We start from the raw sequence: 22,360 nt of genomic DNA on the forward strand, positions 1-22,360 counted from the left end.
AGCCGGCCTGTGAAAAACCTCGACCACCTGACCTTCGACAACCGCTTCGCCCAACTCGGCGACGCCTTCTCCACCCAGGTCCTGCCCGACCCGATCGCCGATCCACGCCTGGTCGTCGCCAGCGAATCAGCCATGGCCCTGCTCGACCTCGACCCGGCCCAGGCCGAGCTGCCGGTGTTCGCCGAGCTGTTCAGCGGCCACAAGCTCTGGGAAGAGGCCGACCCACGGGCGATGGTGTATTCCGGCCACCAGTTCGGCTCCTACAACCCGCGCCTGGGTGACGGCCGCGGCCTGCTGCTGGGCGAGGTCCTCAACGAGGCCGGCGAGCACTGGGACCTGCACCTCAAGGGCGCCGGCCAGACGCCCTATTCGCGCATGGGCGACGGCCGCGCCGTGCTGCGCTCGTCGATTCGCGAATTCCTCGCCTCCGAGGCCCTGCACGCCCTGGGCATTCCCAGCAGCCGCGCGCTGTGCGTGATCGGCTCGAGCACCCCGGTATGGCGCGAGACCCGCGAGAGCGCCGCCATGCTCCTGCGCCTGGCCCAGAGCCACGTGCGCTTCGGCCACTTCGAATACTTCTACTACACCAAGCAACCGGAACAGCAGCGGGTGCTGATCGACCATGTGCTGGAGCAGCACTACCCCGAGTGCCGCGACGCCGAGCAGCCCTACCTGGCCATGTTCCGCACCATCATCGAGCGCAACGCCGAACTGATCGCCCGCTGGCAGGCCTACGGCTTCTGCCACGGGGTGATGAACACCGACAACATGTCGATCCTCGGCATCACCTTCGACTTCGGCCCCTACGCCTTCCTCGACGACTTCGACGCCAACTTCATCTGCAACCATTCCGACGACCGGGGTCGCTACAGCTACGCCAACCAGGTGCCGATCGCCCACTGGAACCTCAGCGCGCTGGCCCAGGCCCTGACCACCGTGATCGAGGTCGAGCCGCTGAAGGAGGCGCTGGGACTGTTCCTGCCGCTGTACCAGGCGCACTACCTGGACCTGATGCGCCGCCGCCTGGGCCTGACCACCGCCGAGGACGACGACATGGCGCTGGTCGAGCGCCTGCTGCAATGCATGCAGCGGGGCGGCGTGGACTACACCTTGTTCTTCCGCCGCCTGGGCGAGCAGCCCGTGGCCGAGGCCCTGCAGGTGGTGCGGGAAGACTTCATCGACCTGGCCGGTTTCGACGCCTGGGGCGCCGAGTACCAGGCGCGCTGCGCGCGCGAAGCGGGCAACGCAGAAGGGCGCCGCGAGCGCATGCATGCGGTCAACCCGCTGTATGTGCTGCGCAACTACCTGGCGCAGAAGGCCATCGAAGCCGCCGAGGCGGGCGACTACAGTGAAGTGCGGCGGCTGCACCAGGTGCTGGGCAAGCCGTTCGAGGAACAGCCCGGGATGCAGGCCTATGCCGAGCGTCCGCCGGAGTGGGGCAAGCACCTGGAGATCAGCTGTTCGTCATGAACCCCGGGGCGGCCCTTTCGCGGCACAAGGCCGCTCCTACAGGAAAACGCATCCCCATGTAGGAGCGGCCTTGCCGAGGCGTCGGACCGGCCGGAAAGGGCTGCACAGCAGCCCCAGCAATATCAAGGAGATAAAATGTCCGAACCCCTGGTAATCCCCTGCCCCCACTGCAACGGCCTCAACCGCCTGCCCGCAGAGCGCCTGGGCGACAGCCCCAAATGCGGCCGCTGCAAGCAGGACGTACTGCTCGCTCAGCCCTTCGAACTGAATGAGGGTGCCTACGCCGCCCAGATCAAGGGCGACCTGCCGCTGTTGCTGGATGTCTGGGCCGACTGGTGCGGCCCCTGCAAGAGTTTCGCCCCGGTGTTCGAACAGGCCGCGCGCCAGCTCGCCGGTCGCTGCCGTCTGGCCAAGCTCGACAGCGAGGCCAACCGCAACCTCGCCGGCCAGCTCGGCATCCGCTCGATCCCCAGCTTGATCCTGTTCAGGAATGGCCGCGAAGTGGCTCGCCAGGCTGGGGCGTTTCCGCTGCAGTCGTTGCTGGAATGGTTGCGCAGCCAAGGAGTCTAGATACGCTCACACACTGGCCAGAAGGGACTCATAGGGAATCCTCAGACCATCATGCAAGCGTTTGATCATCAAGAGACTCAAGCCTCGCTTGCCGTTCAATACTTCGGAAACGCGACCGCTCGGACCGATATAGCGCTCAAGATCACGCGGCGTCAGCCCTTGCTGGTCCATGCAGAACTTGATCGCTTCGATCGGCCCCGCTGAATGAATCGGATAGTGCTTGTTCTCATAAACTTCGATCAATGTCACAAGCACTTCCATTTCATCCGCCTCCGGTGTCCCGGCTTCGGCCTGGAAAATGGCTTCCAGCCGCTTGAAGGCGGCCTGCAGGTCATCATCACTGCGAATGGGCTTAATATTCATTGATCGTCTCCACGTCGATCTCGTCATAGCGCTTGTGCGTTCCGACGAATTTCACCCAGGCAATACCTGCCCGATACTGCATTTCCACCACGAGCCGGTACTTGTTGCCTCCGATGTTGAACACCACACGATTGTTCGCGCAGATGCTGGCATTGCCAATCTGCGCCTTCACGTCCTGTGGAGAACACCAATCGGCCTTGAGCACCAGGTCATGCCAGCTTTCCAGCGGCGCCTTGGCATCCTCATGCCCGGGCAGCTCCCAGAACCGGACCAATGATCGCTTTGCAATAATTCGCATCCCGGCGAAATCTCCCGTTTTGGGAGATACTAGTCAGGATAAGTACTGCTCGCAAGTACCGTCTAGGCACTACGCTCCAATAGATCATGCAACTCGACGAACTGCTGGGTCAGCTTGTGCCGTGGCTCCAGGTGGATCAGCGGCAGGCTGGCATGGTGGGATTCGCGCATCTTCACCGAACTGCCCAGGTACACCGGCAGCACCGGCAGGCCCTCGGCCAGCAGCTCGTCGAGCATCTGCTGGGGCAGGCTGGCCCGTGACTGGAACTGGTTGACCACGATGCCCTCGACCATCAGCTCGTCGTTGTGGTCTTCCTTGAGTTCATCGATCTCGGCCAGCAGGCCGTACAGCGCCTGGCGCGAGAAGCTGTCGCAATCGAAGGGAATCAGCACGCGATCTGCGGCGATCAACGCGGAAACCGCGTAGAAGTTCAACGCTGGCGGCGTATCGATGTAGATCCGCTCGTAGTCTTCGTCCAGCTCGTCGAGCAGTTTGCGCAGCTTGTTGATCTTGTGCTTGGCCTCGAGCTTGGGCTGCAGGTCGGCCAGCTCCGGGGTGGCGGTCACCACGTGGAGGTTATCGAAGGGGGTTTCGTAGATATCGACCTTGTTCTTCTTGGTGAACGGCCCACTGGACAGCGACTGCTTGAAGAAGTCGGCGATACCCATGGGGATGTCGTCGCCGGTCAGGCCGGTGAGGTACTGGGTCGAGTTGGCCTGGGCATCCAGGTCGATCAGCAGGGTCCGATAGCCTTCACTGGCACTGACCGCCGCAAGATTGCAGGCAATGCTCGACTTGCCCACGCCACCTTTCTGATTGAACACCACGCGCCGCATGACAGACCTCCGTGTATCAACGAATGCCCGAGTATGTGGCGCCGCACCGCTAATGGCCAGCACTTCGCTCAAGTTGGGCGGCCAGCGACCGACAACCTGTCACTGACCAGCCGTCGGAAAACACTTACGCAGCAGATCCGATTCGATACTTCTGCGCAAATGCAATGTCTGACTGACAGGAATGTAACGACTAATTGCTACACACCTCCGTCACCGGGATAATGCGCGCCACTCGGCAAAGCGCCACCCCGCAAGGTCTGTGTTCCGAGTCATCCCCAAGGCAAGGAAGTCCCACAGGGCGGGAAGTAACAAGCACCGTGATCACCTTTGATATCAGCCAATGGCGCGCCTGGGCGCCCGGCCTGCAGACGCCCGACGACTGGCAGTCCTGGGCCGACCATGACCTGCACCCATGCGCCGTGGAGCAGGTGCCGGACGTCTCGTTCCTGCCCGCCATGCAACGCCGCCGCCTGAGCCCGCTCGCACGCATGGCGTTCGCCGTGGGCTGGCCGCTGGCCGAGGGTTGCGAGCCGATGCCACTGGTGTTCGTCTCGCGCCACGGCGAAACGCCGCGCACCTTGTCGATCCTCAGCGACCTGGCCGCACGGCAGCCGCTGTCGCCCACCCAGTTCAGCCTCTCGGTGCACAATGCCGTGATCGGCCTGTGGTCGATCCTGCGCGGCGAGACGTGCGAGATGACCGCCCTGGCCGCGGCTGGCGACGGTTTCGAGCAAGGCCTGCTGGAAGCCGCAGCCTTGCTGCGCGAAGGGGCGCCGGCGGTGCTGCTGATCATCGCCGAGGAACAACCGCCGTCGGTCTACGGCCCCTGGATCGACGACGTGCCGTTTGGCTACGCCCTGGCATTGCGCCTCACGCCTGGGCGACAATGGCAGCTGGCACTAGGCCACCCCTCATCACCCGATGCTCCCCGCCCCGCGCTGCCTCACGCCTTGAGCTGGCTGCAAGCCACGCTGGGTGGTGCCCGAACCCTTTCCCATACCTGGAACCGCCGCACATGGAACTGGCAACGACAGCCATAGAGCGCCCCCGGGACGCCTACCTGTGGCGCCTGCTGGCAACCGCCCTGAGCTTTGGCCTGTTCGGCCTGGGTGGCCTGTGCCTGCGCCTGTTGGTATTCCCCCTGCTAGCCTGCCTGCCGGGTGACCCCGCGCGCCACCGCCAGCGCGCCCGGCGCACCATCGGCTGGCTGTTCTGGCGCTTCATCCGTTTCATGCAGGTGGCCGGCGTGCTCACCTACGAGATCAAGGGCGCCGAGCGCCTGGGCCGCCCCGGGCAGATGATCATCGCCAACCACCCGTCGCTGATCGACGTGGTGTTCCTCATCGGCCTGGTGCGCCAGGCCAACTGCGTGGTCAAGCACAGCCTGTTCGCCAACCCGTTCACCCGCGGCCCGGTGAGCGAGGCCCAGTACATCGGCAACGACGGCAGCATGGACATGCTCGACAGTGCCGTCGCCACCTTGCAGCAAGGCCAGCCGCTGATCATCTTCCCCGAAGGCACGCGCACCGCGCCCGGCCATGTCCCCGCCTTTCATCGCGGCGCCGCGGCCATCGCCCTCAGGGGTGCGAAGATCATCACGCCCGTGACCATCCGGGTCAGCCCCACCACCCTGACCAAGAACGAGCCCTGGTACCGCATTCCCTGGCGCCGCGTGCATTTCTGCTTCAGCGTCGGCGCCGACATCGACCCCCAGGCCTTCGCCGCCATGGGCCCGGCGCCGATCGCGTCGCGCCGACTCAACGATTTCCTGCACCAGCACTATACAAAGGAGCTCGCCGCCGATGAGCGATCCACAGCAAGACCTGAACCGTGACCTCAAGCAACTGATCATCGACGCCCTGGGCCTGGAAGACATCAGCGTGCAGGACATCGACGAACAGCAGACCCTGTTCGGCGAAGGCCTGGGCCTGGACTCGGTGGACGCCCTCGAGCTCGGCCTGGCGATCCAGAAGCGCTACGGCATCAAGATCGACGCCGACGCCAAGGACACCCGCAACCATTTCAGCAACGTCGCCACCCTCGCGGCGTTCGTCACCGCTCGTCAGGCAGCCTGAGACCGCACCATGCAAACCCGTGAAGACATCTTCAACATCCTGCGCGACGCCCTGGTCGAGCTGTTCGAACTGGAATCCGAGCGCGTGACCCTGGACGCCAACCTGTACCAGGACCTGGAAATCGACAGCATCGATGCCGTCGACCTGATCGACCACATCAAGCGCCAGACCGGCAAGAAGATCGCCGCCGACGACTTCAAGTCGGTACGCACCGTCGGTGACGTGGTCGAGGCGGTGCACCGCCTGGTCAACCCGGCGGCATGAAACGCCTGATCGGCCTCGGCCTGCTGCTGGCCGGGCTGCTGTACCCCTTCGCGGTGCACTTCGGCATGGCCCATTTCGCCCCCTGGCAATTCGGCCTGCTGCTCGGCGGCCTGTGGCTGGCCCGTGCCCTGAGCACGCCGCGCCGCCCGGGCAGCCTGTGGATGGCGCTGGCGGCGCTGGCGTTCTGCGCCCTGCTGGGTCTGTCCGACAGTCCGCATCTGCTGCGCTGGTACCCGGTGCTGATCAGCGCCTTCATGCTGGCCCTGTTCGGCGCCAGCCTGCTGCGCGGCATGCCGGTGGCCGAACGCCTGGCGCGCCTGCGCGACCCCGACCTGCCGCCCCATGCGGTGCGCTACACGCGGCGGGTGACGCAGGTGTGGTGCCTGTTCTTCCTGGTCAATGGCGTGGTCGCCGCGGGCCTGACCCTGTGGGCGCCGCTGGCCTGGTGGACCCTGTACAACGGCCTGATCGCCTACGCCGCGATGGGCCTGCTGTTCGCCGTCGAATGGCTGATAAGACAACGTGTGCGAGGACGCTCATGAACTGGATCAACCTCGAACACCTGCTGCGCCCGCTGGACGCACCGCGCCGGGTGACCCACGCACCATCCCTGGACCACGCCCAGCTCAGCCTGCAGGCCCTGCGCCTGGCCGGCGGCCTGCGTGAGCGCGGGATCCGCCGCCTGGCCGTGCACCTGGAAGACGCCGCGTCGCTGGCCATCGCCCTGCTCGGCGCCTGGCGCGCTGGCGCCGAAGTGCTGCTGCCCGCCGACCTGCAACCCGCCACCCGTGAGCGCTGGCAGGCCCAGGTCGACCTGTGGCTGACCACCGACGAACAGCTCGACGACCTGCTGGGTGAGGCCCTCGACCCCACCGACCTCGACCTCGACACCTGCCGCATCAGCCTGTGCACCTCCGGCTCCAGCGGCGAGCCCAAGCGCATCGACAAGCAGCTGCGCCAGCTGGCCAACGAGGTCAATGCCCTGGAGCAGCTCTGGGGCAAGGACCTCGGCACGGCCTGGATCATCGGCAGTGTCGCCACCCAGCACATCTACGGCCTGCTGTTCCGCGTCCTCTGGCCATTGTGTGCCGGGCGCGGCTTCGAGCGCCGCCAACTGCCATTTCCCGAAGACCTGCAACGCGCCAGCCGCGAGCACCCGGCGTTCGCCTGGGTGGCCAGCCCGGCACTGCTCAAGCGCATGGGCGACAACCTCGACTGGCCGGCCCTGGGCCCGGTGCGCAGGGTGTTCTCCTCCGGCGGCGAACTGCCGTCGGTCGCCGCCGAAAGCCTGCAACAGCGCCTGGGACAATGGCCCACCGAGATCCTCGGCAGCTCCGAGACCGGCGGTATCGCCTGGCGCCAGGGCGAGCCGCTGTGGCAACCCTTTGCCGACGTGCAGTTGAGCCAGGATGACCAGGGCGCCCTGCGCATAGCTTCGCCCTACCTGCCCGCCGGTCACGTCGAACAGAGCGCCGACGCCGCCGAGTTCAGCGACGACGGGCGCTTCCGCCTGCTCGGCCGGCTGGACCGCATCGTCAAGCTCGAAGAAAAACGCATCTCGCTGCCCATGCTCGAACAGGCCCTGTGCGCCCATGCCTGGGTCGCCGAAGCACGCCTGGGGGTGATCGAGGAAGGCCGCGCCTACCTCGGCGCCCTGGTGGCCCTGACTCCGGCCGGGCTGCACGCCCTGCGCAACCAGGGCCGCCGCGCCGTGATCGACGGCCTGCGCCAGCACCTGGCCGGCCATTGCGAGGCGCTGGCCCTGCCACGGCGCTGGCGCCTGGCCCGGCAGTTGCCGCTCAACACCCAGGGCAAGCTGCCCCAGGCCGAGCTGCAGGCCCTGCTGCTGGCCCCACGCAGCATGGCACCAGAGGTGCTGGGCCAGACGCAGCAAGGCGAAGAACTGCATCTGCGCCTGGCCATCCCCCTGGACCTCGCCTGCTTCCCCGGGCACTTCCCGCAAACGCCCGTGCTCCCGGGTGTGGTCCAGATCGATTGGGCAATCGCCCTGGCTGCCTCGCGCCTGCAACTGGCCCAGCGCTTCGCCGGTATGGAAGTGCTCAAGTTCCAGCAGCTGGTGCGCCCGGGCGACGAACTGCTGCTAACCCTGCGCTTCGACGCAACACGCGGCAAACTCTACTTCGCCTACACCTGTGCCGGACAACCCTGCTCCAGTGGCCGCATCGTGCTGGAGGCCGCCCATGCATAAGCCCTGCGCGGTGATCCCGGTGTACAACCACGAGCAGGCGCTGCCCAAGGTGGTCGACGACCTGCTGCGCGCCGGCCTGCCCTGCGTGCTGGTCGACGACGCCAGCCACGCGGCCTGCGCCCGGGTACTGGGCCAGCTGGCCGAGCGCGACGACGTTCACCTGGTCACCCTGGCGGTCAACCAGGGCAAGGGCGGCGCGGTGATGGCCGGCCTGCGCGAAGCTGCGCGACTGGGCTTCAGCCACTCCCTGCAGGTGGACGCCGACGGCCAGCATGACCTGGCCGATGTCAGCCTCTTCCTGACCCAGTCGCAGGCTTATCCGCAGGCGCTGGTGTGCGGTTATCCACAGTACGATGCCAGCGTGCCCAAGGGCCGCCTGTATGCCCGCTACCTGACCCACGTGTGGGTGTGGATCAACAGCCTGTCGCTGCGCATCCCCGATTCTATGTGCGGTTTTCGTGTCTACCCGCTGCCCGCGACCCTGGCGCTGATCGACAGCGTCAGCCTCGGCCGGCGCATGGATTTCGACCCGGAGATCCTGGTGCGCCTGGCGTGGCGCAACCAGCCGATGCGCTGGTTGCCGACCAAGGTCCATTATCCCCAGGACGGCCTGTCGCACTTTCGCCTGTTCCACGACAACGCACTGATCTCGAAGATGCACGCCAAGCTGTTCTTCGGCATGCTCGTGCGCGCCCCGCTGATCCTCTGGCGCAGGTGGCAGGCATGAGCGAGCGCCCGCAACACTGGGCCGAGCACCAGGAACGCGGCAGCTTCTGGCTGATGAAGCTCACCGCCACCCTGGCCCGCCTGCTCGGGCGGCGCGTGCTCAGCCCGCTGATCCATGTGATCGTCGCCTACTTCTTCGTCTTCGGCGGCCGCGCCCGGCGCAGCGCCTGGCAGTACCAGCAGCGCCTGCACCGCTGGAGCGCCGGCCAGGTCCAGGCGCCCGGCCAGTGGCGCGTGTTCCGCCAGTTCATGTCATTTGCCGAAGCCCTGCTGGACAAGCTCGACGTGTGGAACGGTCGGCTGGCGCTTTCGCAGATCGACATCGTCGACCCGGCCAACCTGCGCCAGCAGTTGCGCGGCGAACGCGGGCAAATGCTGGTGGGCGCGCACCTGGGCAACCTGGAAGTGTGCCGGGCCCTGGCCGAGATCGGCGAAAAAGTGACCATGAACGTGCTGGTGCATACCCGCCATGCCGAACACTTCAACCGCCTGCTGGGCGAAGCCGGCGCCAGCCACCTGCGGCTGATCCAGGTCAGCGAGCTGGACCCGGCAGTGATGCTGCAACTGTCGGAGCGCCTGGAGCGTGGCGAGTGGCTGGCGATTGCCGGCGACCGCGTGCCGCTGCATGGCGGTCGCACCGTGGAGGTGGACTTCCTCGGCCACCCGGCGGCGTTCCCCCAGGGGCCATGGCTGCTGGCCGGGCTGCTCGGCTGCCCGCTCAACCTGCTGTTCTGCCTCAAGCTTCAGGGCCGCTACCAGGTCACCCTCGAGCCGTTCGTCGAGCGCCTGCAGTGGCGCCGTGGCCAACGCGACGCGGTGATCGCCGAATGGACCGCCCGCTACGCCGAACGCCTGGGCCACTACTGCGCCCAGGCACCGCTGCAATGGTTCAATTTCTACCCCTTCTGGAAGACCGATGACGATGCATCCGCATGAGCCTGTAACCTTCGGCGAAGCGCCGCTGGCGATCGAAGACGTCCTGGCCCTGGCCGAGCGCCGCGCGCCGTCGCGCCTGCAGGCTGACGCCACCTACCGCGAGCGCATTGCCCGTGGCGCGCGCTTCCTCGACACCTTGCTGGACAAGGAAGGGGTGATCTACGGCGTGACCACAGGCTACGGCGACTCCTGCGTGGTGGCCGTGCCGCTGGAGCACGTCGAGGCCCTGCCCCGCCACCTCTACACCTTCCACGGCTGCGGCCTGGGCCGGCTGCTCGAGGCGCCGGCGACCCGCGCCGTGCTGGCGGCGCGCCTGCGCTCGCTGAGCCATGGCGTGTCGGGCGTGCGCCTGGAGCTGCTGGAACGCCTGCAGGCGTTCATCGAGCACGACATCCTGCCGCTGATCCCGGAAGAAGGCTCGGTTGGTGCCAGCGGCGACCTGACACCGCTTTCCTACGTGGCCGCGGCCCTGTCGGGCGAGCGCGAAGTCATGTACCGGGGCGAGCGCCGCAGCAGCGCCGACGTGCACCGCGAACTGGGCTGGCAGCCCCTGGTGCTGCGCCCCAAGGAAGCGCTGGCGCTGATGAACGGTACGGCGGTAATGACCGGCCTGGCCTGCCTGGCCTTCGCCCGTGCCGATTACCTGCTCAAGCTGGCCACGCGCATCACCGCGCTCAATGTCGTCGCCCTGCAGGGCAACCCCGAACACTTCGACGAGCGCCTGTTCGCCGCCAAGCCACACCCGGGGCAGACCCAGGTCGCCGCCTGGCTGCGCCAGGACCTGGCCATCGAAGCCCCGCTGCCGCCGCTGCACCGCCTGCAGGACCGCTACTCGCTGCGCTGCGCGCCCCATGTGCTGGGCGTGCTGGCCGACAGCCTGGGCTGGCTGCGCGGGTTCATCGAAACCGAGCTCAACAGCGCCAACGACAACCCGATCATCGACGGTGATGCCGAGCGCGTGCTGCACGGCGGGCATTTCTATGGCGGGCACATCGCCTTCGCCATGGACAGCCTGAAGAACCTGGTGGCCAACGTCGCCGACCTGCTCGACCGCCAGCTCGCCCTGCTGGTGGACGTGCGCTACAACCACGGCCTGCCAAGCAACCTCTCGGGCGCCCCCGCCGAACGCGCCATGCTCAACCACAGTTTCAAGGCCGTGCAGATCGGCGCCAGCGCCTGGACCGCCGAGGCGCTCAAGCAGACCATGCCCGCCAGCGTGTTCTCCCGCTCCACCGAATGCCACAACCAGGACAAGGTGAGCATGGGCACCATCGCCGCCCGCGACGCCCTGCGCGTGCTGGAGCTGACCGAACAGGTTGCCGCCGCCACCCTGCTGGCCGCCAACCAGGGGGTCTGGCTGCGCCAGCGCCTAGCCGACGCGCACGCTTTGCCGCCTACCCTGGCGCAGATGCATGCGGCCTTGCTGGAGGACTTCGCCCCAGTCATCGAGGACCGCGCCCTGGAGCAAGACCTGCGCCTGTGCCTGGCCCGTATCGGCCAGCGCCACTGGAGGCTGCATGCGTAATCCCGGGGTGTTCCACGTCGACAGCGAGATCGTCGTGCCATTCTTCGACGTCGACAGCATGCACATCGTCTGGCACGGCCACTATGTGAAGTACCTGGAAGTCGCCCGCTGCGCGCTGCTCGACCGCCTGGAGCACGACTATCTGCGGATGCAGGCCAGCGGCTATGCGTGGCCTGTTATCGATCTGCAGCTGCGCTACATCCGCGGCGCCACCTTCGGCCAGCGCCTGACCGTGCGCGCCAGCCTGGTGGAATGGGAAAACCGCCTGAAGATCCACTACCTGATCAGCGACGCCGCCAGCGGCGAGCGCATGACCCGCGCCAGCACCGTTCAGGTGGCGGTACACCTTGAAAGCGGCGAAATGCAGCTGGCCTCGCCCCAGGTGATGCTCGATGCCGTCGCCAAGGTGCTGCCATGAGCGCCGCGCTGTGCACTGGCATTGCCGGCCTCTTCGCGGGTAAACCCGCTCCCACAGGCACCGCGAAACCTGTGGGAGCGGGTTTACCCGCGAAGGTCCCGACACTGCTCGCCCTGTTGCTGCTGTTCATAAGCCCCCTGGCAATGGCCTTCACCCTCGACGACCTGCAAAAGCAGCTCAGCGAACCCGCCGTGGTCAGCGGCCCGTTCATCCAGGAAAAGCACCTGCGCGCCCTGGCCCAGCCGCTGACCAGCAAGGGCCGCTTCGTCCTGGCCCGCGACCACGGCCTGCTCTGGCTGTTGCAGTCCCCGTTGCGCCAGGACTACCGAATCGACGCCCAAGGCATCGCCCGCCGCGACCTAAGCGGCTGGCAAACCCTGCCCGCGCGCAGTGCCGGCGCCGAGCAGAACCGCCTGTTCTTCGCCGTGCTGCAAGGCGACAGCAGCGGCCTGCAACGCGATTTCGAACTGGCGCTTTCAGGCGACGCCGCGCACTGGCAATTGCGCCTGACCCCACGCTCGCTGCTGCTCAAGCAAGTCTTCACCCGCATCGACATCACCGGCGGGCGCTACGTCGAGCGCATCGAGCTGAGCGAAACCCAGGGCGACAGCACCGTGCTGCGCATGCCCGAAAGCCGTGGCGCCAGCGCCCTCAGCGACGCGGAGCGCAGCGATTTTGCCGACTGAACGCCTGCTGCCGCGCCTGTTCGCGGGCCTGCTGCTGATCATGCTTGCCGTGGCCGGCTGGCAATGGCATCGCGGCGCGCCGCTGTCGGCCGACCTGATGACCCTGTTGCCCGGCGCCACCCAGGACCCGCTGGTCAAGCAGGCCGAGCAGCGCATGCAGGAGCCGCTCAACCGCGAGCTGCTGGTGCTGGTCGGCCATTCCCAGCGCGAGCAGGCCGTCGCCCTGGCCCAACGCCTGGCCGGGCAATGGCAGGCCAGCGGCCTGTTCGAGAAGGTGCAATGGAGCCTGCAGACCGACCTGCAAGCGCTACGCAGCCAGTTGCTGCAGGGCCGCGTGGCCATGCTCTCGACCCACGACCGGCAACTGCTGGCCGAGCAGCCCGACGCCTTTGTCGAGCAACGCCTGCAAAGCCTGTTCGACCCCTTCGCCGGCTTCAGCCTGGTGGCAAGCCAGGATGACTGGCTCGGCCTGACCGGCCGCATCCAGCAGAGCCAGCCCAAGCCGGTCAACGTGCAGCTGGACACCGCCAGCGGCGCCCTGGTGGCCGAAGCCGACGGCCAGCAGTGGGTGCTGCTGCGCGCCCGCACCCTGGGCAACGCCTTCGACATGCACCTGCCCTTGCAGGTGGCCGACCTGCTGGCCCGCGCCCGCGACGACGCCGGCCAGCAAGGTGCCCGACTGCTGGCGGCCAGCGGCCTGCTGCATGCCGCGGCCGGCCAGCAACAGGCCAGCCGCGAGATCACCTGGGTCGGCGGCGGCGCCACCGCGGGCATCCTGCTGCTGTTGCTGCTGGCCTTCCGCCGCTGGCGCGTGCTGCTGGCCTTCGTGCCGGTGCTGGTGGGCATGCTGTTCGGCTCGGTGGTGTGCGTGGCGTTGTTCGGGCAGATGCACGTGATGACCCTGGTACTCGGCTCCAGCCTGATTGGCGTGGCCGTGGACTACCCATTGCACTACCTGTCCAAGAGCTGGAGCCTGCACCCCTGGCGCAGCTGGCCGGCCGTGCGCCTGACCCTGCCAGGGCTGAGCCTGAGCCTGGCGACCAGTTGCATTGGCTACCTGGCCCTGGCCTTCACGCCGTTCCCCGCGCTGACCCAGATCGCCGCATTCTCGGCCGCCGGCCTGGTCGGTGCCTACCTCAGCGCCGTGTGCCTGCTACCGGCGTTGCTCGGCGGTGTCGAGTTGCGCCCGGCCCAGTGGCCACTGCGCGTCGCGCAATGGCTGACCGAACTGCGCGCCGGCCTTCTGCGCCGAGTCCCCAGCGCCGCGCTGCTGGCCTTGCTGGTGCTGTTCTGCGCCGCCGGACTGTGGCGCCTGGACAGCCGCAACGATGTGCGCCAGTGGGTCGGCAGCCCGCCGCACCTGCTGGAAGAAGCCCAGGCCGTGGCACGCATCACCGGCTACCAGCCCACCAGCCAGTTCTACCTGGTGCGCGGCGCCGATCCACAGCAACTGCTGGAACGCCTGGCGGCACTGTCGGAAAAACTCGACGAGCTGGTCGACCTGGGCAAGCTCAAGGGCTACATGTCCCTCGATCGCCTGGTCGCCAGCTCCGCCGAGCAGGCGCGCACGCTGCAGGCGCTGGATCGCCTGCCCGGACACTGGCAACCACTGCTGGCCCAGGGCGTGCCGGAAACCGCGCTGCTGGCCGAACTCAAGCAATTGCACCAGCTGCCGATCCAGTCCATCGACGATGTCCTCGCCGGCCCCCTGGGCGAAGCCTGGCGCCCCTTGTGGCTGGGCCAGGTGGACCAGGGCGTGGCCGCCATCGTCAGCCTCCAGGGGCTGAACGATACCGCCTTGCTGCGCCTGCAGTCCGAGGGTCTGCCTGGCGTGCAATTGGTGGACCGGCTGGGTGAGCTGAACCAACTGTTCGCCGCCACCCAGGTCAGCGCCGCCGAGCTCAAGCTGCTGTCGTGCGTATTGATCCTGGTACTGCTGGTGCTGCCGTTCGGCCTGCGCGGTGCCTTGCGCATCGTCGCCTTGCCGCTGCTCGCCGCGCTGTGCAGCCTGGCCCTGCTGGGCTGGCTCGGGCAGCCGCTGACGCTGTTCAGCCTGTTCGGCCTGCTGCTGGTGACCGCCATCGGCGTCGACTACGCGATCCTCATGCATGAGCGCGTCGGCGGCGAGGCGGTGAGCCTGCTGGGCACCCTGCTGGCGGCACTGACCACCTGGCTGTCGTTCGGCCTGCTGGCCCTGTCGAGCACCCCGGCGGTGAGCAATTTCGGCCTGGCAGTAAGCCTGGGCCTGGCAATGAGCTTCATCCTGGCCCCCTGGGCCGCGTCGCGCGAAGGAGCGCACAGCTGATCATGAGCGTGTTGTTGTTCTGGGCCCTGGCCCTGCTGCTGTTCGCCCTGGCCTGCGCGCTGGGCAAGCGCATGGGGCTGATCCCGATCGTCAGCCAGCTGCTGCTGGCGACCCTGGTACTGCCACTGCTGATGCTGCTGTGGGTCGAGCCGCACTGGCAGCTCGACGGCGCCGCGCTGGTCGCGCCGAGCTGGTTGAAGACCCTCTACGGCTGCAGCTTCGCTTTGCTGCTCGGGCACATCCTCGCTGACGTCGCCGAGCTGCGCGTGGACCGTGAGGCTTTGAAGCTCGCCGTGCCCAGCTTCCTGGTGCCCTTTACCTGCGGCCTGGCCTGCGCGCTATGGCTGCTGGACCAGGGCGGCCTTACCGCGCTGGCCCTGGGCCTGGTGTTCGCCATCACCGCGATCCCGGTGCTGTACCTGTACCTGCGCGCCATCAACTATCCACCCGCGGCCAGCCGCCGCCTGCTGCAGGCGGCGATCCTCATCGACCTGGCCTGCTGGCTGCTGCTGGGCCTCGGCCAGGGCAGCCTGCAACCGGGCAGCCTGGCCCGGCCGCTGCTGGCGGCGGCCCTGCCGCTGCCGCTGCACTTCGCCGGCCTGCGGGCCCCCAGGGTATATGGTGCGCTGTTCCTGGTGCTGCTGTTCGTTGCCGAGCACTACCGGCTCAATGCCCTGGTCTTTGGCATCGGCTACCTGGCTTGCCTGGCCTGGCTCAAGGTCCCGGTGCGGATGCCGTTGCCCGAGGCCTGGAGCCACCGCCTGCAGCAAGGCGTGGCGGTCCCGCTGATCCTCACCTACGGCGTGGTGCAGATCGACGTGCACCATGCCCTGCAAGGCTTCGATGCGCTGCAACTGGCCGCCCTGCTGGCCCTGCCGATCGCCAGCAAGCTGCTGGGCAACTGGCTGGGCCTGTGCTGGGCCGCGCCATCGTTCCCCGGCGCGAGCAAATGGCGCGAGAGCCTGCTGCTGAACATTCGCGGCCTGAGCGAAATCGTCTTTCTCAACCTGCTGCTGCAGCAGGGCCTGATCGGCCCGGCGCTGTACTTCGCCCTGATGCTGATGAGCCTGGTTGCCACCCTGATGCCGGCGATGGCCGGCCTGCACCGGATTCCCCTGAATACTGTCCCGACGCCAAGGAGGCCTCATGCCGAACTGTGAACTGCAACAACGCCAGGTGCTGGTGATCGGCGCAGGGCCTTCCGGCGCCATCGCCGCCGCCCTGCTCAAGCGCAAGGGCCACGATGTACTGGTAATCGAGCGCCAGCGTTTCCCGCGCTTCTCCATCGGCGAGAGCCTGCTGTCCCACTGCCTGGACTTCGTCGAGGAGGCCGGGATGCTCGAAGCCGTCGAGGCCGCGGGCTTCCAGCACAAGAACGGCGCCGCCTTCGCCTGGGGCGAGGAATACAGCGCGTTCGACTTCGGCCTGACCTTCTCCCAGGGCAAGCCAAGTACCTTCCAGGTGCAACGTGCGCAGTTCGACCAGTTGCTTGCCGACCAGGCCCAGGCCCAGGGCGTGGAGATCCGCTACGAGCACGAGATCGTCAGCGTCGACGTGGGCGGTGACTGCCCGCGCGTGCGGGTGCGCCGCCCCGAGGGTGACGAATACGAAGTGGAAAGCGCCTTCGTGCTCGACGCCAGTGGCTACGGCCGCGTGCTGCCACGCCTGTTGGAGCTGGAAGCGCCGTCGAACTTCCCGGTGCGCCAGGCGGTGTTCACCCATATCGAAGACCGCATCGACCACCCCGGCTTCGACCGCGACAAGATCCTCATCACCACCCACCCCGAGCACCGTGACATCTGGTTCTGGACCATCCCGTTCAGCAACGGTCGCACCTCCCTGGGCGTGGTCGCCGCCGCCGAGCGCTTCGCCGAGGCGCCGACCGACCTGGACGCCTGCCTCAAGTACTTCGTGGCGCAGACCCCGAGCCTGTCCAAGGTGCTGGCCAATGCCGTCTGGGATACCCCGGCCCGCACCATCGGTGGCTACTCGGCCAACGTCAGCACCCTGCACGGCCCGGGTTTCGCCCTGCTGGGCAACGCCGCCGAATTCCTCGATCCGGTATTCTCCTCGGGGGTGACCATTGCCATGCGCTCGGCGAGCATGGCCGCCAACCTGCTGCACCGCCAGCTGGAGGGCGAGGCGGTGGACTGGCAAACCGAGTTCGCCACGCCGCTCAAGCGCGGCGTCGACACCTTCCGCGCCTATGTCGAAGGCTGGTACGACGGCAGCTTCCAGGACGTGATCTACCACCCCGGCAGCTCGCCGGAGATCCGCGCCATGATCAGCTCGATCCTCGCCGGCTATGCCTGGGACCTGCGCAATCCGTTCGTCGCGGAACCCAAGCGCCGCCTGCGCACCCTGGCCGAGCTGTGCGCGAGGACGCCGGCATGAGCCAGCAACCTTACCTGAGCGACACCTACGTCGAAGAGACCCGCATCGGCTTCTGGTTCCTGCGCAGCCACACCTGGCAGCACCATGTGCTGCGCGTGGCCATCAATGACCTGCGCCGGCTGTTCGACGGCGAGCCACCCCAGGCGCCGGTGCTGCTCGATGCCGGCTGCGGCCAGGGCAAGTCGTTCAAGCACCTGCTGCAGGTGTTCGCCCCGTCGCGCCTGCTGGGCACCGACGCCGACCCGCACAGCCTGGCGCTGAGCGCCGCCGAGGCGCAGCGGCTGGGTGTCGAGGTGGAACTGCGCGGCAGCGATTGCGCGGCGCTGCAGTTCCCCGACGCCAGCGTCGACATCCTGTTCTGCCACCAGACCTTCCACCACCTGGTGGAGCAGGAGAAAGCCCTGGCCGAGTTCCATCGAGTGCTCAAACCCGGTGGCTACCTGCTGTTCGCCGAGTCCACCGAGGCCTACATCGACACCTGGGTGATCCGCTGGCTGTTCCGCCACCCCATGCACGTGCAGAAGAGCGCCGAAGGCTACCTGCAGATGCTGCGTGACCAGGGCTTCGAGTTCGCCGCGCGCAACGTGTCCTACCCTTATCTGTGGTGGAGCCGCTCAAAGGACTTCGGCCTGCTCGAACGCCTGGGACTGCGCAAGCCGCCACCGGTTGGCCAGCGCGAGGAAACCCTGGTCAACGTGGTGGCGCGCAAGCCCCTGGAGCAACCATGAAACACCTGCTGGCGCTGTGCCTGTGCCTGTTGCTCGGCGCCTGCGCCGTGCGCCCGCCCCTGCCCGAGGCGCTACCCACGCTGACACTGCCGCGCCAGTTGCACGTGCAACGCGAGCAGGACGGCCAACGCCAGGACTGGCTGCTGGTGATCCAGAACGAAGATCACCGTCTGCGCTGGTCGCTGCTCGACCTGCTGGGCATCCCCCAGGCCCGCCAGTTGCTCGATGGCAGGCAATGGAAGGCCGACGGCCTGCTGCCGCCCAACCCGGCGGCACGCGAACTGTTCGCCGCCGTGCTGTTCGCCCTGACGCCGTCCGAGCAACTGCAGCGTCTTTATCCACAGGCCCGCCAACAGGAACAGCAACGCTGGCTGGGCGACCGCTGGCAGGTCAACTATCGGGCCAGCGAGCATTTCACCTTGAACCTGGGCCAGGGCCTGCGTTATGAAGTCAGCCCATTGCCCAGCGAGAACACTCCATGACCGCCTATCTCAACGCTCTGGGCCTGGTCTGCGCCCTTGGCCGCGGCCAGGCCGAGGTGGCCGCTCGCCTGTTCGCCGGTGACTGCTCCGGCATGCTGCCCCAGGAGGGCTGGGTGCAGGACCGACGTCCTGTGGTGGGCGCGGTCAGTGGCGAACTGCCCGCCGTGCCCCTGCCTGAACAGCACAGCCGCAACAACCAGCTGCTCTACTGCGCGGCCTTGCAGATCGAGCCGGCGATCCGCCAGGCGATTGCCGATTTCGGTCCGCAGCGGGTGGGCGTGGTGCTGGGCACCAGCACCTCGGGGATTGCCGAGGCCAGCGCCGACATTGCCCACTACCTGCACGAAGGCGTGCTGCCAGGCAGCTACCGCTACGACCAGCAGGCACTGAGCGCTCCCGCCGAATTCCTGGCCGACTGGCTGCAATTGAGCGGCCCGGCCTACGTGATCTCCACCGCCTGCACCTCCAGCGGCCGGGCGCTGCTGAGCGCGCGCCGCCTGCTCGACCTGGGCCTGTGCGACGCCGTGCTGTGCGGGGGCGTCGACAGCCTGTGCGGGCTGACCCTCAACGGTTTCAGCGCCCTGGAGGCGGTCAGCGAACAACGCTGCAACCCGTTCTCGGTGAACCGCAACGGCATCAACATCGGCGAAGCCGCCGCGCTGTTCGTCATGAGCCGGACTCGCCCGGCACAGGGGCCTGCCATCGCCCTGCTTGGCGCCGGCGCCAGTTCCGACGCCCATCACATCTCGGCACCCGACCCCACCGGCAACGGCGCCTTGCAAGCCATGGCCAAGGCCCTGGACAATGCCGGCCTGGCTGCGGCGCAGATCGACTACCTGAACCTGCACGGCACCGCCACCCAGCACAACGACGCCATGGAAAGCCTGGCTGTGCATGCCCTGTTTGGCGCCAGTACACCGTGCTCATCCAGCAAGCCGATGACCGGCCACACCCTGGGCGCGGCCGGGGCGCTGGAGGCGGCCTTCTGCTGGCTGGCCCTGAGCGAACACAACCCGCACGGGCGGCTGCCACCCCATGTCTGGGACGGCCAGCGCGACCCGCAACTGGCGGAGCTGGCCCTGGCAGACGCCGGCCAGCAGTTGCCCCAGGGCCGCCCGCGCCGACTGATGAGCAATTCGTTCGCCTTCGGCGGCAACAACGTGAGCCTGATTCTCGGAGACACCCCATGATTGCCTGGCCATTGGCCGAACTGCTGCCGCATGCCGGCGACATGATCCTGATCGATCAGGTCGACAGCTGCGACGAGGAGCAGATCCACACCCGCGTGACCGTCCGCCCCGGCGGGCTGTTCAACCGCGAGGACGGCAGCCTGCCGGCCTGGCTGGGCCTGGAACTGATGGCCCAGAGCGTGGCCGCCTACGCCGGCTGCCGCGCGCGCCGCCTGGGCCAGCCGGTGGAGCTGGGCTTCCTGCTCGGTACCCGCAAGTACGAATGCGATGTCGAACACTTCCCCGCCGGCGCCGAGCTGCGCATCCACGCGCTGCGCTCGCTGGAGGATGACAACGGCATGGGTGTGTTCGAATGTCACCTGCGCGGCCCCGGCATCAACGCCAGTGCCCGCCTGAATGTCTACCGCCCGCCGCAAGTGGCCAGCTACCTGGCCGAGGCGGGCCCTGAGGAGTCACCCCATGACTGACACCATCCTGGTCACCGGCTCCAGCCGGGGCATCGGCCGGGCCATCGCCCTGCGCCTGGCGCGCGCCGGCTTCGACCTGGTCCTGCACTGCCGCAGCGGCCGCACCGAGGCCGACACCGTCGCCGCCGAGGTCCAGGCCCTGGGCCAGCAGGCGCGGGTGCTGCAGTTCGATATCGCCGACCGCGAAGCCTGCAAGACCATCCTGGAAGCCGACGTTGAGGCCCATGGTGCCTACTACGGTGTGGTATGCAACGCCGGCCTGACCCGTGACGGCGCCTTCCCGGCCCTGACCGAGGACGATTGGGACCAGGTCATGCGCACCAACCTGGACGGTTTCTACAATGTCCTGCACCCACTGACGATGCCGATGATCCGCCGCCGCGCACCGGGCCGCATCGTCTGTGTCACCTCGGTGTCCGGCCTGATCGGCAACCGTGGCCAGGTCAACTACAGCGCCTCCAAGGCCGGTCTGATCGGTGCCGCCAAGGCCCTGGCGATCGAGCTGGGCAAGCGCCGGATCACGGTCAACTGCGTGGCCCCCGGGCTGATCGACACCGCCATGCTCGACGAACACGTGCCGGTGGACGAGCTGCTGAAGATGATCCCCGCCGGGCGCATGGGCACGCCGGAGGAAGTGGCCGGCGCGGTGAATTTCCTGATGTCTCCCGAGGCGGCCTACATCACCCGCCAGGTGCTGGCGGTCAACGGAGGGCTGTGCTGATGCGCCGCGTCGTCGTCACCGGCATGGCCGGCATCACCGCCCTGGGCAACGACTGGGCCAGCATCGCCGGGCATTTCGCCCAGCAACGCAGCGGCATCCGGCGCATGGACGAGTGGGACCGCTTTGAAGAGCTCAACACCCGCCTGGCCGGTCCCATCGATGACTTCAAGGTGCCCGGCCACTGGACCCGCAAGCAGTTGCGCAGCATGGGCCGGGTGTCGCGCCTGGCGGTCGCCGCCGCCGAACGCGCCCTGGCCGACGCCGGCCTGCTGGACGATGCGAGCATCCGCGACGGGCGCATGGGCGTGGCCTGCGGCTCGTCCACCGGCAGCACCGACGAGATCAAGGCCTTTGGCAACATGCTGCTCAACTCGGTGGCAGACGGCCTCAATGCCAACTCCTACGTACGCATGATGCCCCACACCACGGCGGCCAACATCAGCATCTTCTTCGGCCTCACCGGTCGCCTGATTCCCACCTCCAGCGCCTGCACCAGCGGCAGCCAGGGCATCGGCTACGCCTACGAGGCGATCAAGTACGGGCGCCTGCCGATGATGCTCGCCGGCGGCGCCGAAGAACTGTGCCCCACCGAGGCCATGGTGTTCGACGCGCTCTACGCCACCAGCCTGAAGAACGACACCCCGCACCTGAGCCCGCGCCCCTACGACATCGACCGCGATGGCCTGGTGATCGGCGAAGGCGGCGGCATGCTGGTGCTCGAGGAGCTGGAACACGCCCTGGCCCGTGGCGCACGGATCCACGCCGAGATCGTCGGCTTCGGCAGCAACGCCGATGGCCAGCACACCACCCGTCCGGAGCAGGCCACCATGCGCCGGGCCATGGAACTGGCGCTGGAGGACGCGGGCCTTGCTCCCGAGGCGATCGGCTACGTCAACGGCCACGGTACCGCCACCGAGCAGGGCGACATCGCCGAGACCCAGGCCACCAGCAGCCTGTTCGGCCCACGCATGCCGATCAGCTCGCAGAAGAGCTTCCTCGGCCATACCCTGGGCGCCTGCGGCGCGCTGGAGTCGTGGTTCAGCATCGAGATGATGAACAGCGACCGCTACGTGCCCACCCTCAACCTCGACCACGTCGACCCGCGCTGCGGCGAGCTGGACTACCTGCGCGGCGAGTTCCGCGCGATGAACAATGAGCATGTGATGAACAACAACTTCGCCTTCGGCGGGGTCAACACGTCGTTGATCTTCCGTCGCTGGCCCTGACACCCCCACCCTACTGGAGAGAATGGAATGTCCCCATTGATCCGTGCCGCGGCCCTGGGCCTGGCACTGACCGGCCTGGCCGGCTGCACCTCGAAACCCGTGCTCAACCCGGCCGAGCAACTGACCGCCGGGCACAACTACAGCCAGGCACAAGTCCAGCAGGCGATCCTCAAGGCCGTCGCCGAGCGCGGCTGGACCGCGCGCAACGTCGGCGCCAGCGTGATCCAGGCCGATATCACCGTGCGCAACACCTTCTTCGCGGCGGTCGATATCCACTACAGCCCCAGCCAGTTCCGCATCGCTTACCGCGACAGCCGTGAACTGGGCTACAAGGACGGCCAGATCCACCGCAACTACAACCGCTGGGTCTACAACCTCGACCGCAGCATCCTGCGTGAGCTGAACGCCCTGAACACCCAGCGCATCCTGCAGCAGCAAGGCAACGCCAGCGTCTCCAACTGAACCTGCGCC

At 67.6% G+C, this 22,360-nt stretch carries 26 protein-coding genes; 23 read left to right on the top strand and 3 right to left on the bottom strand.

Going from position 1 to position 22,360, the window contains the following annotated elements:
* Nucleotides 1–9 precede the first annotated feature (9 nt).
* Together selO and trxC are read left to right on the top strand one after the other, a co-directional pair.
* Nucleotides 10–1,470: a protein adenylyltransferase SelO gene (selO, locus tag K2O50_RS24715; RefSeq protein ID WP_220689952.1), complete on the top strand. Its 1,461-nt coding sequence runs from the start codon at nt 10–12 to the stop codon at nt 1,468–1,470.
* Between the two features lie 135 nt (nt 1,471–1,605).
* The gene (gene trxC, locus K2O50_RS24720) at nt 1,606–2,040 is read left to right on the top strand and encodes a thioredoxin TrxC (protein ID WP_050707312.1); all 435 of its coding nucleotides are present in this window, start codon (nt 1,606–1,608) and stop codon (nt 2,038–2,040) included.
* A 6-nt stretch (nt 2,041–2,046) separates the two neighbouring features.
* On the opposite strand, the gene K2O50_RS24725 is transcribed toward trxC, so the two are convergent.
* From K2O50_RS24725 to K2O50_RS24735, 3 genes are all read right to left on the bottom strand, one after another.
* Nucleotides 2,047–2,403, bottom strand: a complete 357-nt coding sequence (locus K2O50_RS24725) for a type II toxin-antitoxin system HigA family antitoxin (protein ID WP_050707313.1) — start codon at nt 2,401–2,403, stop codon at nt 2,047–2,049.
* The gene (locus tag K2O50_RS24730) at nt 2,393–2,701 is read right to left on the bottom strand and encodes a type II toxin-antitoxin system HigB family toxin (protein ID WP_050707314.1); all 309 of its coding nucleotides are present in this window, start codon (nt 2,699–2,701) and stop codon (nt 2,393–2,395) included. Before K2O50_RS24730 ends, K2O50_RS24725 begins: the two co-directional genes overlap by 11 nt.
* 62 nt (nt 2,702–2,763) lie before the next feature.
* A complete protein-coding gene (locus tag K2O50_RS24735; RefSeq protein ID WP_050707315.1) occupies nt 2,764–3,537 on the bottom strand; it encodes a ParA family protein in 774 nt (257 codons plus the stop codon).
* Nucleotides 3,538–3,854: 317 nt separating this feature from the next.
* On the opposite strand from K2O50_RS24735, the gene K2O50_RS24740 reads away from it, so the two are divergent.
* From K2O50_RS24740 to K2O50_RS24840, 21 genes are all read left to right on the top strand, one after another.
* Nucleotides 3,855–4,577: a beta-ketoacyl synthase chain length factor gene (locus K2O50_RS24740; protein ID WP_050707316.1), complete on the top strand. Its 723-nt coding sequence runs from the start codon at nt 3,855–3,857 to the stop codon at nt 4,575–4,577.
* A complete protein-coding gene (locus K2O50_RS24745) occupies nt 4,553–5,371 on the top strand; it encodes a 1-acyl-sn-glycerol-3-phosphate acyltransferase (protein ID WP_050707317.1) in 819 nt (272 codons plus the stop codon). Before K2O50_RS24740 ends, K2O50_RS24745 begins: the two co-directional genes overlap by 25 nt.
* Nucleotides 5,340–5,612 (top strand): phosphopantetheine-binding protein, encoded by a 273-nt coding sequence (locus tag K2O50_RS24750; protein ID WP_050707318.1) that lies wholly within the window; start codon nt 5,340–5,342, stop codon nt 5,610–5,612. Before K2O50_RS24745 ends, K2O50_RS24750 begins: the two co-directional genes overlap by 32 nt.
* 9 nt (nt 5,613–5,621) lie before the next feature.
* Nucleotides 5,622–5,876 (top strand): acyl carrier protein, encoded by a 255-nt coding sequence (locus K2O50_RS24755; protein ID WP_050707319.1) that lies wholly within the window; start codon nt 5,622–5,624, stop codon nt 5,874–5,876.
* Nucleotides 5,873–6,418: a hypothetical protein gene (locus K2O50_RS24760; RefSeq protein WP_050707320.1), complete on the top strand. Its 546-nt coding sequence runs from the start codon at nt 5,873–5,875 to the stop codon at nt 6,416–6,418. Before K2O50_RS24755 ends, K2O50_RS24760 begins: the two co-directional genes overlap by 4 nt.
* Nucleotides 6,415–8,085, top strand: a complete 1,671-nt coding sequence (locus tag K2O50_RS24765) for an acyl-CoA synthetase family protein (protein ID WP_050707321.1) — start codon at nt 6,415–6,417, stop codon at nt 8,083–8,085. The genes K2O50_RS24760 and K2O50_RS24765 overlap by 4 nt, the downstream gene beginning before the upstream one ends.
* Complete coding sequence (locus tag K2O50_RS24770; protein ID WP_050707322.1) at nt 8,078–8,812, top strand: glycosyltransferase family 2 protein; 735 nt, start codon at nt 8,078–8,080, stop codon at nt 8,810–8,812. Before K2O50_RS24765 ends, K2O50_RS24770 begins: the two co-directional genes overlap by 8 nt.
* Nucleotides 8,809–9,747, top strand: a complete 939-nt coding sequence (locus tag K2O50_RS24775) for a glycosyl transferase (RefSeq protein WP_050707323.1) — start codon at nt 8,809–8,811, stop codon at nt 9,745–9,747. The genes K2O50_RS24770 and K2O50_RS24775 overlap by 4 nt, the downstream gene beginning before the upstream one ends.
* Nucleotides 9,728–11,272, top strand: a complete 1,545-nt coding sequence (gene hutH, locus K2O50_RS24780; RefSeq protein WP_220689953.1) for a histidine ammonia-lyase — start codon at nt 9,728–9,730, stop codon at nt 11,270–11,272. The genes K2O50_RS24775 and hutH overlap by 20 nt, the downstream gene beginning before the upstream one ends.
* Nucleotides 11,265–11,690: a thioesterase family protein gene (locus tag K2O50_RS24785; protein WP_050707325.1), complete on the top strand. Its 426-nt coding sequence runs from the start codon at nt 11,265–11,267 to the stop codon at nt 11,688–11,690. The genes hutH and K2O50_RS24785 overlap by 8 nt, the downstream gene beginning before the upstream one ends.
* Before the next feature lie 143 nt (nt 11,691–11,833).
* The gene (locus tag K2O50_RS24790) at nt 11,834–12,376 is read left to right on the top strand and encodes an outer membrane lipoprotein carrier protein LolA (RefSeq protein ID WP_050707326.1); all 543 of its coding nucleotides are present in this window, start codon (nt 11,834–11,836) and stop codon (nt 12,374–12,376) included.
* Nucleotides 12,366–14,681 carry an MMPL family transporter gene (locus K2O50_RS24795; RefSeq protein ID WP_052896129.1) on the top strand — a complete coding sequence of 772 codons (2,316 nt, stop codon included), beginning with the start codon at nt 12,366–12,368 and terminating at the stop codon, nt 14,679–14,681. Before K2O50_RS24790 ends, K2O50_RS24795 begins: the two co-directional genes overlap by 11 nt.
* A 2-nt stretch (nt 14,682–14,683) precedes the next feature.
* The gene (locus tag K2O50_RS24800; RefSeq protein WP_050707327.1) at nt 14,684–15,841 is read left to right on the top strand and encodes a sodium:proton antiporter; all 1,158 of its coding nucleotides are present in this window, start codon (nt 14,684–14,686) and stop codon (nt 15,839–15,841) included.
* Entirely contained in the window at nt 15,828–17,075 is a 1,248-nt protein-coding gene (locus K2O50_RS24805; protein WP_050707328.1) for an NAD(P)/FAD-dependent oxidoreductase, read from the top strand. The genes K2O50_RS24800 and K2O50_RS24805 overlap by 14 nt, the downstream gene beginning before the upstream one ends.
* Complete coding sequence (locus tag K2O50_RS24810) at nt 17,072–17,803, top strand: class I SAM-dependent methyltransferase (RefSeq protein ID WP_050707329.1); 732 nt, start codon at nt 17,072–17,074, stop codon at nt 17,801–17,803. The genes K2O50_RS24805 and K2O50_RS24810 overlap by 4 nt, the downstream gene beginning before the upstream one ends.
* Nucleotides 17,800–18,285 carry a hypothetical protein gene (locus K2O50_RS24815; protein WP_050707330.1) on the top strand — a complete coding sequence of 162 codons (486 nt, stop codon included), beginning with the start codon at nt 17,800–17,802 and terminating at the stop codon, nt 18,283–18,285. The genes K2O50_RS24810 and K2O50_RS24815 overlap by 4 nt, the downstream gene beginning before the upstream one ends.
* On the top strand, nt 18,282–19,475 hold the full coding sequence (locus K2O50_RS24820) for a beta-ketoacyl-[acyl-carrier-protein] synthase family protein (RefSeq protein ID WP_050707331.1): 1,194 nt from the start codon (nt 18,282–18,284) through the stop codon (nt 19,473–19,475). Before K2O50_RS24815 ends, K2O50_RS24820 begins: the two co-directional genes overlap by 4 nt.
* The gene (locus K2O50_RS24825; RefSeq protein WP_050707332.1) at nt 19,472–19,942 is read left to right on the top strand and encodes a hotdog family protein; all 471 of its coding nucleotides are present in this window, start codon (nt 19,472–19,474) and stop codon (nt 19,940–19,942) included. The genes K2O50_RS24820 and K2O50_RS24825 overlap by 4 nt, the downstream gene beginning before the upstream one ends.
* On the top strand, nt 19,935–20,663 hold the full coding sequence (gene fabG, locus K2O50_RS24830; RefSeq protein ID WP_050707333.1) for a 3-oxoacyl-ACP reductase FabG: 729 nt from the start codon (nt 19,935–19,937) through the stop codon (nt 20,661–20,663). Before K2O50_RS24825 ends, fabG begins: the two co-directional genes overlap by 8 nt.
* Complete coding sequence (locus tag K2O50_RS24835; protein ID WP_050707334.1) at nt 20,663–21,889, top strand: beta-ketoacyl-ACP synthase; 1,227 nt, start codon at nt 20,663–20,665, stop codon at nt 21,887–21,889. Before fabG ends, K2O50_RS24835 begins: the two co-directional genes overlap by 1 nt.
* A 27-nt stretch (nt 21,890–21,916) precedes the next feature.
* Nucleotides 21,917–22,351 (top strand): hypothetical protein, encoded by a 435-nt coding sequence (locus K2O50_RS24840; protein ID WP_050707335.1) that lies wholly within the window; start codon nt 21,917–21,919, stop codon nt 22,349–22,351.
* Nucleotides 22,352–22,360: the final 9 nt, after the last annotated feature.

This window comes from Pseudomonas sp. 2hn, from assembly GCF_019646095.1.
In the GTDB taxonomy this organism is placed as follows: Bacteria; Pseudomonadota; Gammaproteobacteria; order Pseudomonadales; family Pseudomonadaceae; genus Aquipseudomonas; species Aquipseudomonas peradeniyensis.

What these genes read in the sequence shown, in the direction of transcription:
- trxC (WP_050707312.1), top strand. Translation starts at nt 1,606, where the DNA reads ATGTCCGAACCCCTGGTAATCCCCTGCCCCCACTGCAACGGCCTCAAC.
- K2O50_RS24725 (WP_050707313.1), bottom strand. Translation starts at nt 2,403, where the DNA reads ATGAATATTAAGCCCATTCGCAGTGATGATGACCTGCAGGCCGCCTTC.
- K2O50_RS24730 (WP_050707314.1), bottom strand. Translation starts at nt 2,701, where the DNA reads ATGCGAATTATTGCAAAGCGATCATTGGTCCGGTTCTGGGAGCTGCCC.
- K2O50_RS24735 (WP_050707315.1), bottom strand. Translation starts at nt 3,537, where the DNA reads ATGCGGCGCGTGGTGTTCAATCAGAAAGGTGGCGTGGGCAAGTCGAGC.
- K2O50_RS24745 (WP_050707317.1), top strand. Translation starts at nt 4,553, where the DNA reads ATGGAACTGGCAACGACAGCCATAGAGCGCCCCCGGGACGCCTACCTG.
- K2O50_RS24750 (WP_050707318.1), top strand. Translation starts at nt 5,340, where the DNA reads ATGAGCGATCCACAGCAAGACCTGAACCGTGACCTCAAGCAACTGATC.
- K2O50_RS24755 (WP_050707319.1), top strand. Translation starts at nt 5,622, where the DNA reads ATGCAAACCCGTGAAGACATCTTCAACATCCTGCGCGACGCCCTGGTC.
- K2O50_RS24760 (WP_050707320.1), top strand. Translation starts at nt 5,873, where the DNA reads ATGAAACGCCTGATCGGCCTCGGCCTGCTGCTGGCCGGGCTGCTGTAC.
- K2O50_RS24765 (WP_050707321.1), top strand. Translation starts at nt 6,415, where the DNA reads ATGAACTGGATCAACCTCGAACACCTGCTGCGCCCGCTGGACGCACCG.
- K2O50_RS24770 (WP_050707322.1), top strand. Translation starts at nt 8,078, where the DNA reads ATGCATAAGCCCTGCGCGGTGATCCCGGTGTACAACCACGAGCAGGCG.
- K2O50_RS24775 (WP_050707323.1), top strand. Translation starts at nt 8,809, where the DNA reads ATGAGCGAGCGCCCGCAACACTGGGCCGAGCACCAGGAACGCGGCAGC.
- hutH (WP_220689953.1), top strand. Translation starts at nt 9,728, where the DNA reads ATGACGATGCATCCGCATGAGCCTGTAACCTTCGGCGAAGCGCCGCTG.
- K2O50_RS24785 (WP_050707325.1), top strand. Translation starts at nt 11,265, where the DNA reads ATGCGTAATCCCGGGGTGTTCCACGTCGACAGCGAGATCGTCGTGCCA.
- K2O50_RS24790 (WP_050707326.1), top strand. Translation starts at nt 11,834, where the DNA reads ATGGCCTTCACCCTCGACGACCTGCAAAAGCAGCTCAGCGAACCCGCC.
- K2O50_RS24800 (WP_050707327.1), top strand. Translation starts at nt 14,684, where the DNA reads ATGAGCGTGTTGTTGTTCTGGGCCCTGGCCCTGCTGCTGTTCGCCCTG.
- K2O50_RS24805 (WP_050707328.1), top strand. Translation starts at nt 15,828, where the DNA reads ATGCCGAACTGTGAACTGCAACAACGCCAGGTGCTGGTGATCGGCGCA.
- K2O50_RS24810 (WP_050707329.1), top strand. Translation starts at nt 17,072, where the DNA reads ATGAGCCAGCAACCTTACCTGAGCGACACCTACGTCGAAGAGACCCGC.
- K2O50_RS24815 (WP_050707330.1), top strand. Translation starts at nt 17,800, where the DNA reads ATGAAACACCTGCTGGCGCTGTGCCTGTGCCTGTTGCTCGGCGCCTGC.
- K2O50_RS24820 (WP_050707331.1), top strand. Translation starts at nt 18,282, where the DNA reads ATGACCGCCTATCTCAACGCTCTGGGCCTGGTCTGCGCCCTTGGCCGC.
- K2O50_RS24825 (WP_050707332.1), top strand. Translation starts at nt 19,472, where the DNA reads ATGATTGCCTGGCCATTGGCCGAACTGCTGCCGCATGCCGGCGACATG.
- fabG (WP_050707333.1), top strand. Translation starts at nt 19,935, where the DNA reads ATGACTGACACCATCCTGGTCACCGGCTCCAGCCGGGGCATCGGCCGG.
- K2O50_RS24835 (WP_050707334.1), top strand. Translation starts at nt 20,663, where the DNA reads ATGCGCCGCGTCGTCGTCACCGGCATGGCCGGCATCACCGCCCTGGGC.
- K2O50_RS24840 (WP_050707335.1), top strand. Translation starts at nt 21,917, where the DNA reads ATGTCCCCATTGATCCGTGCCGCGGCCCTGGGCCTGGCACTGACCGGC.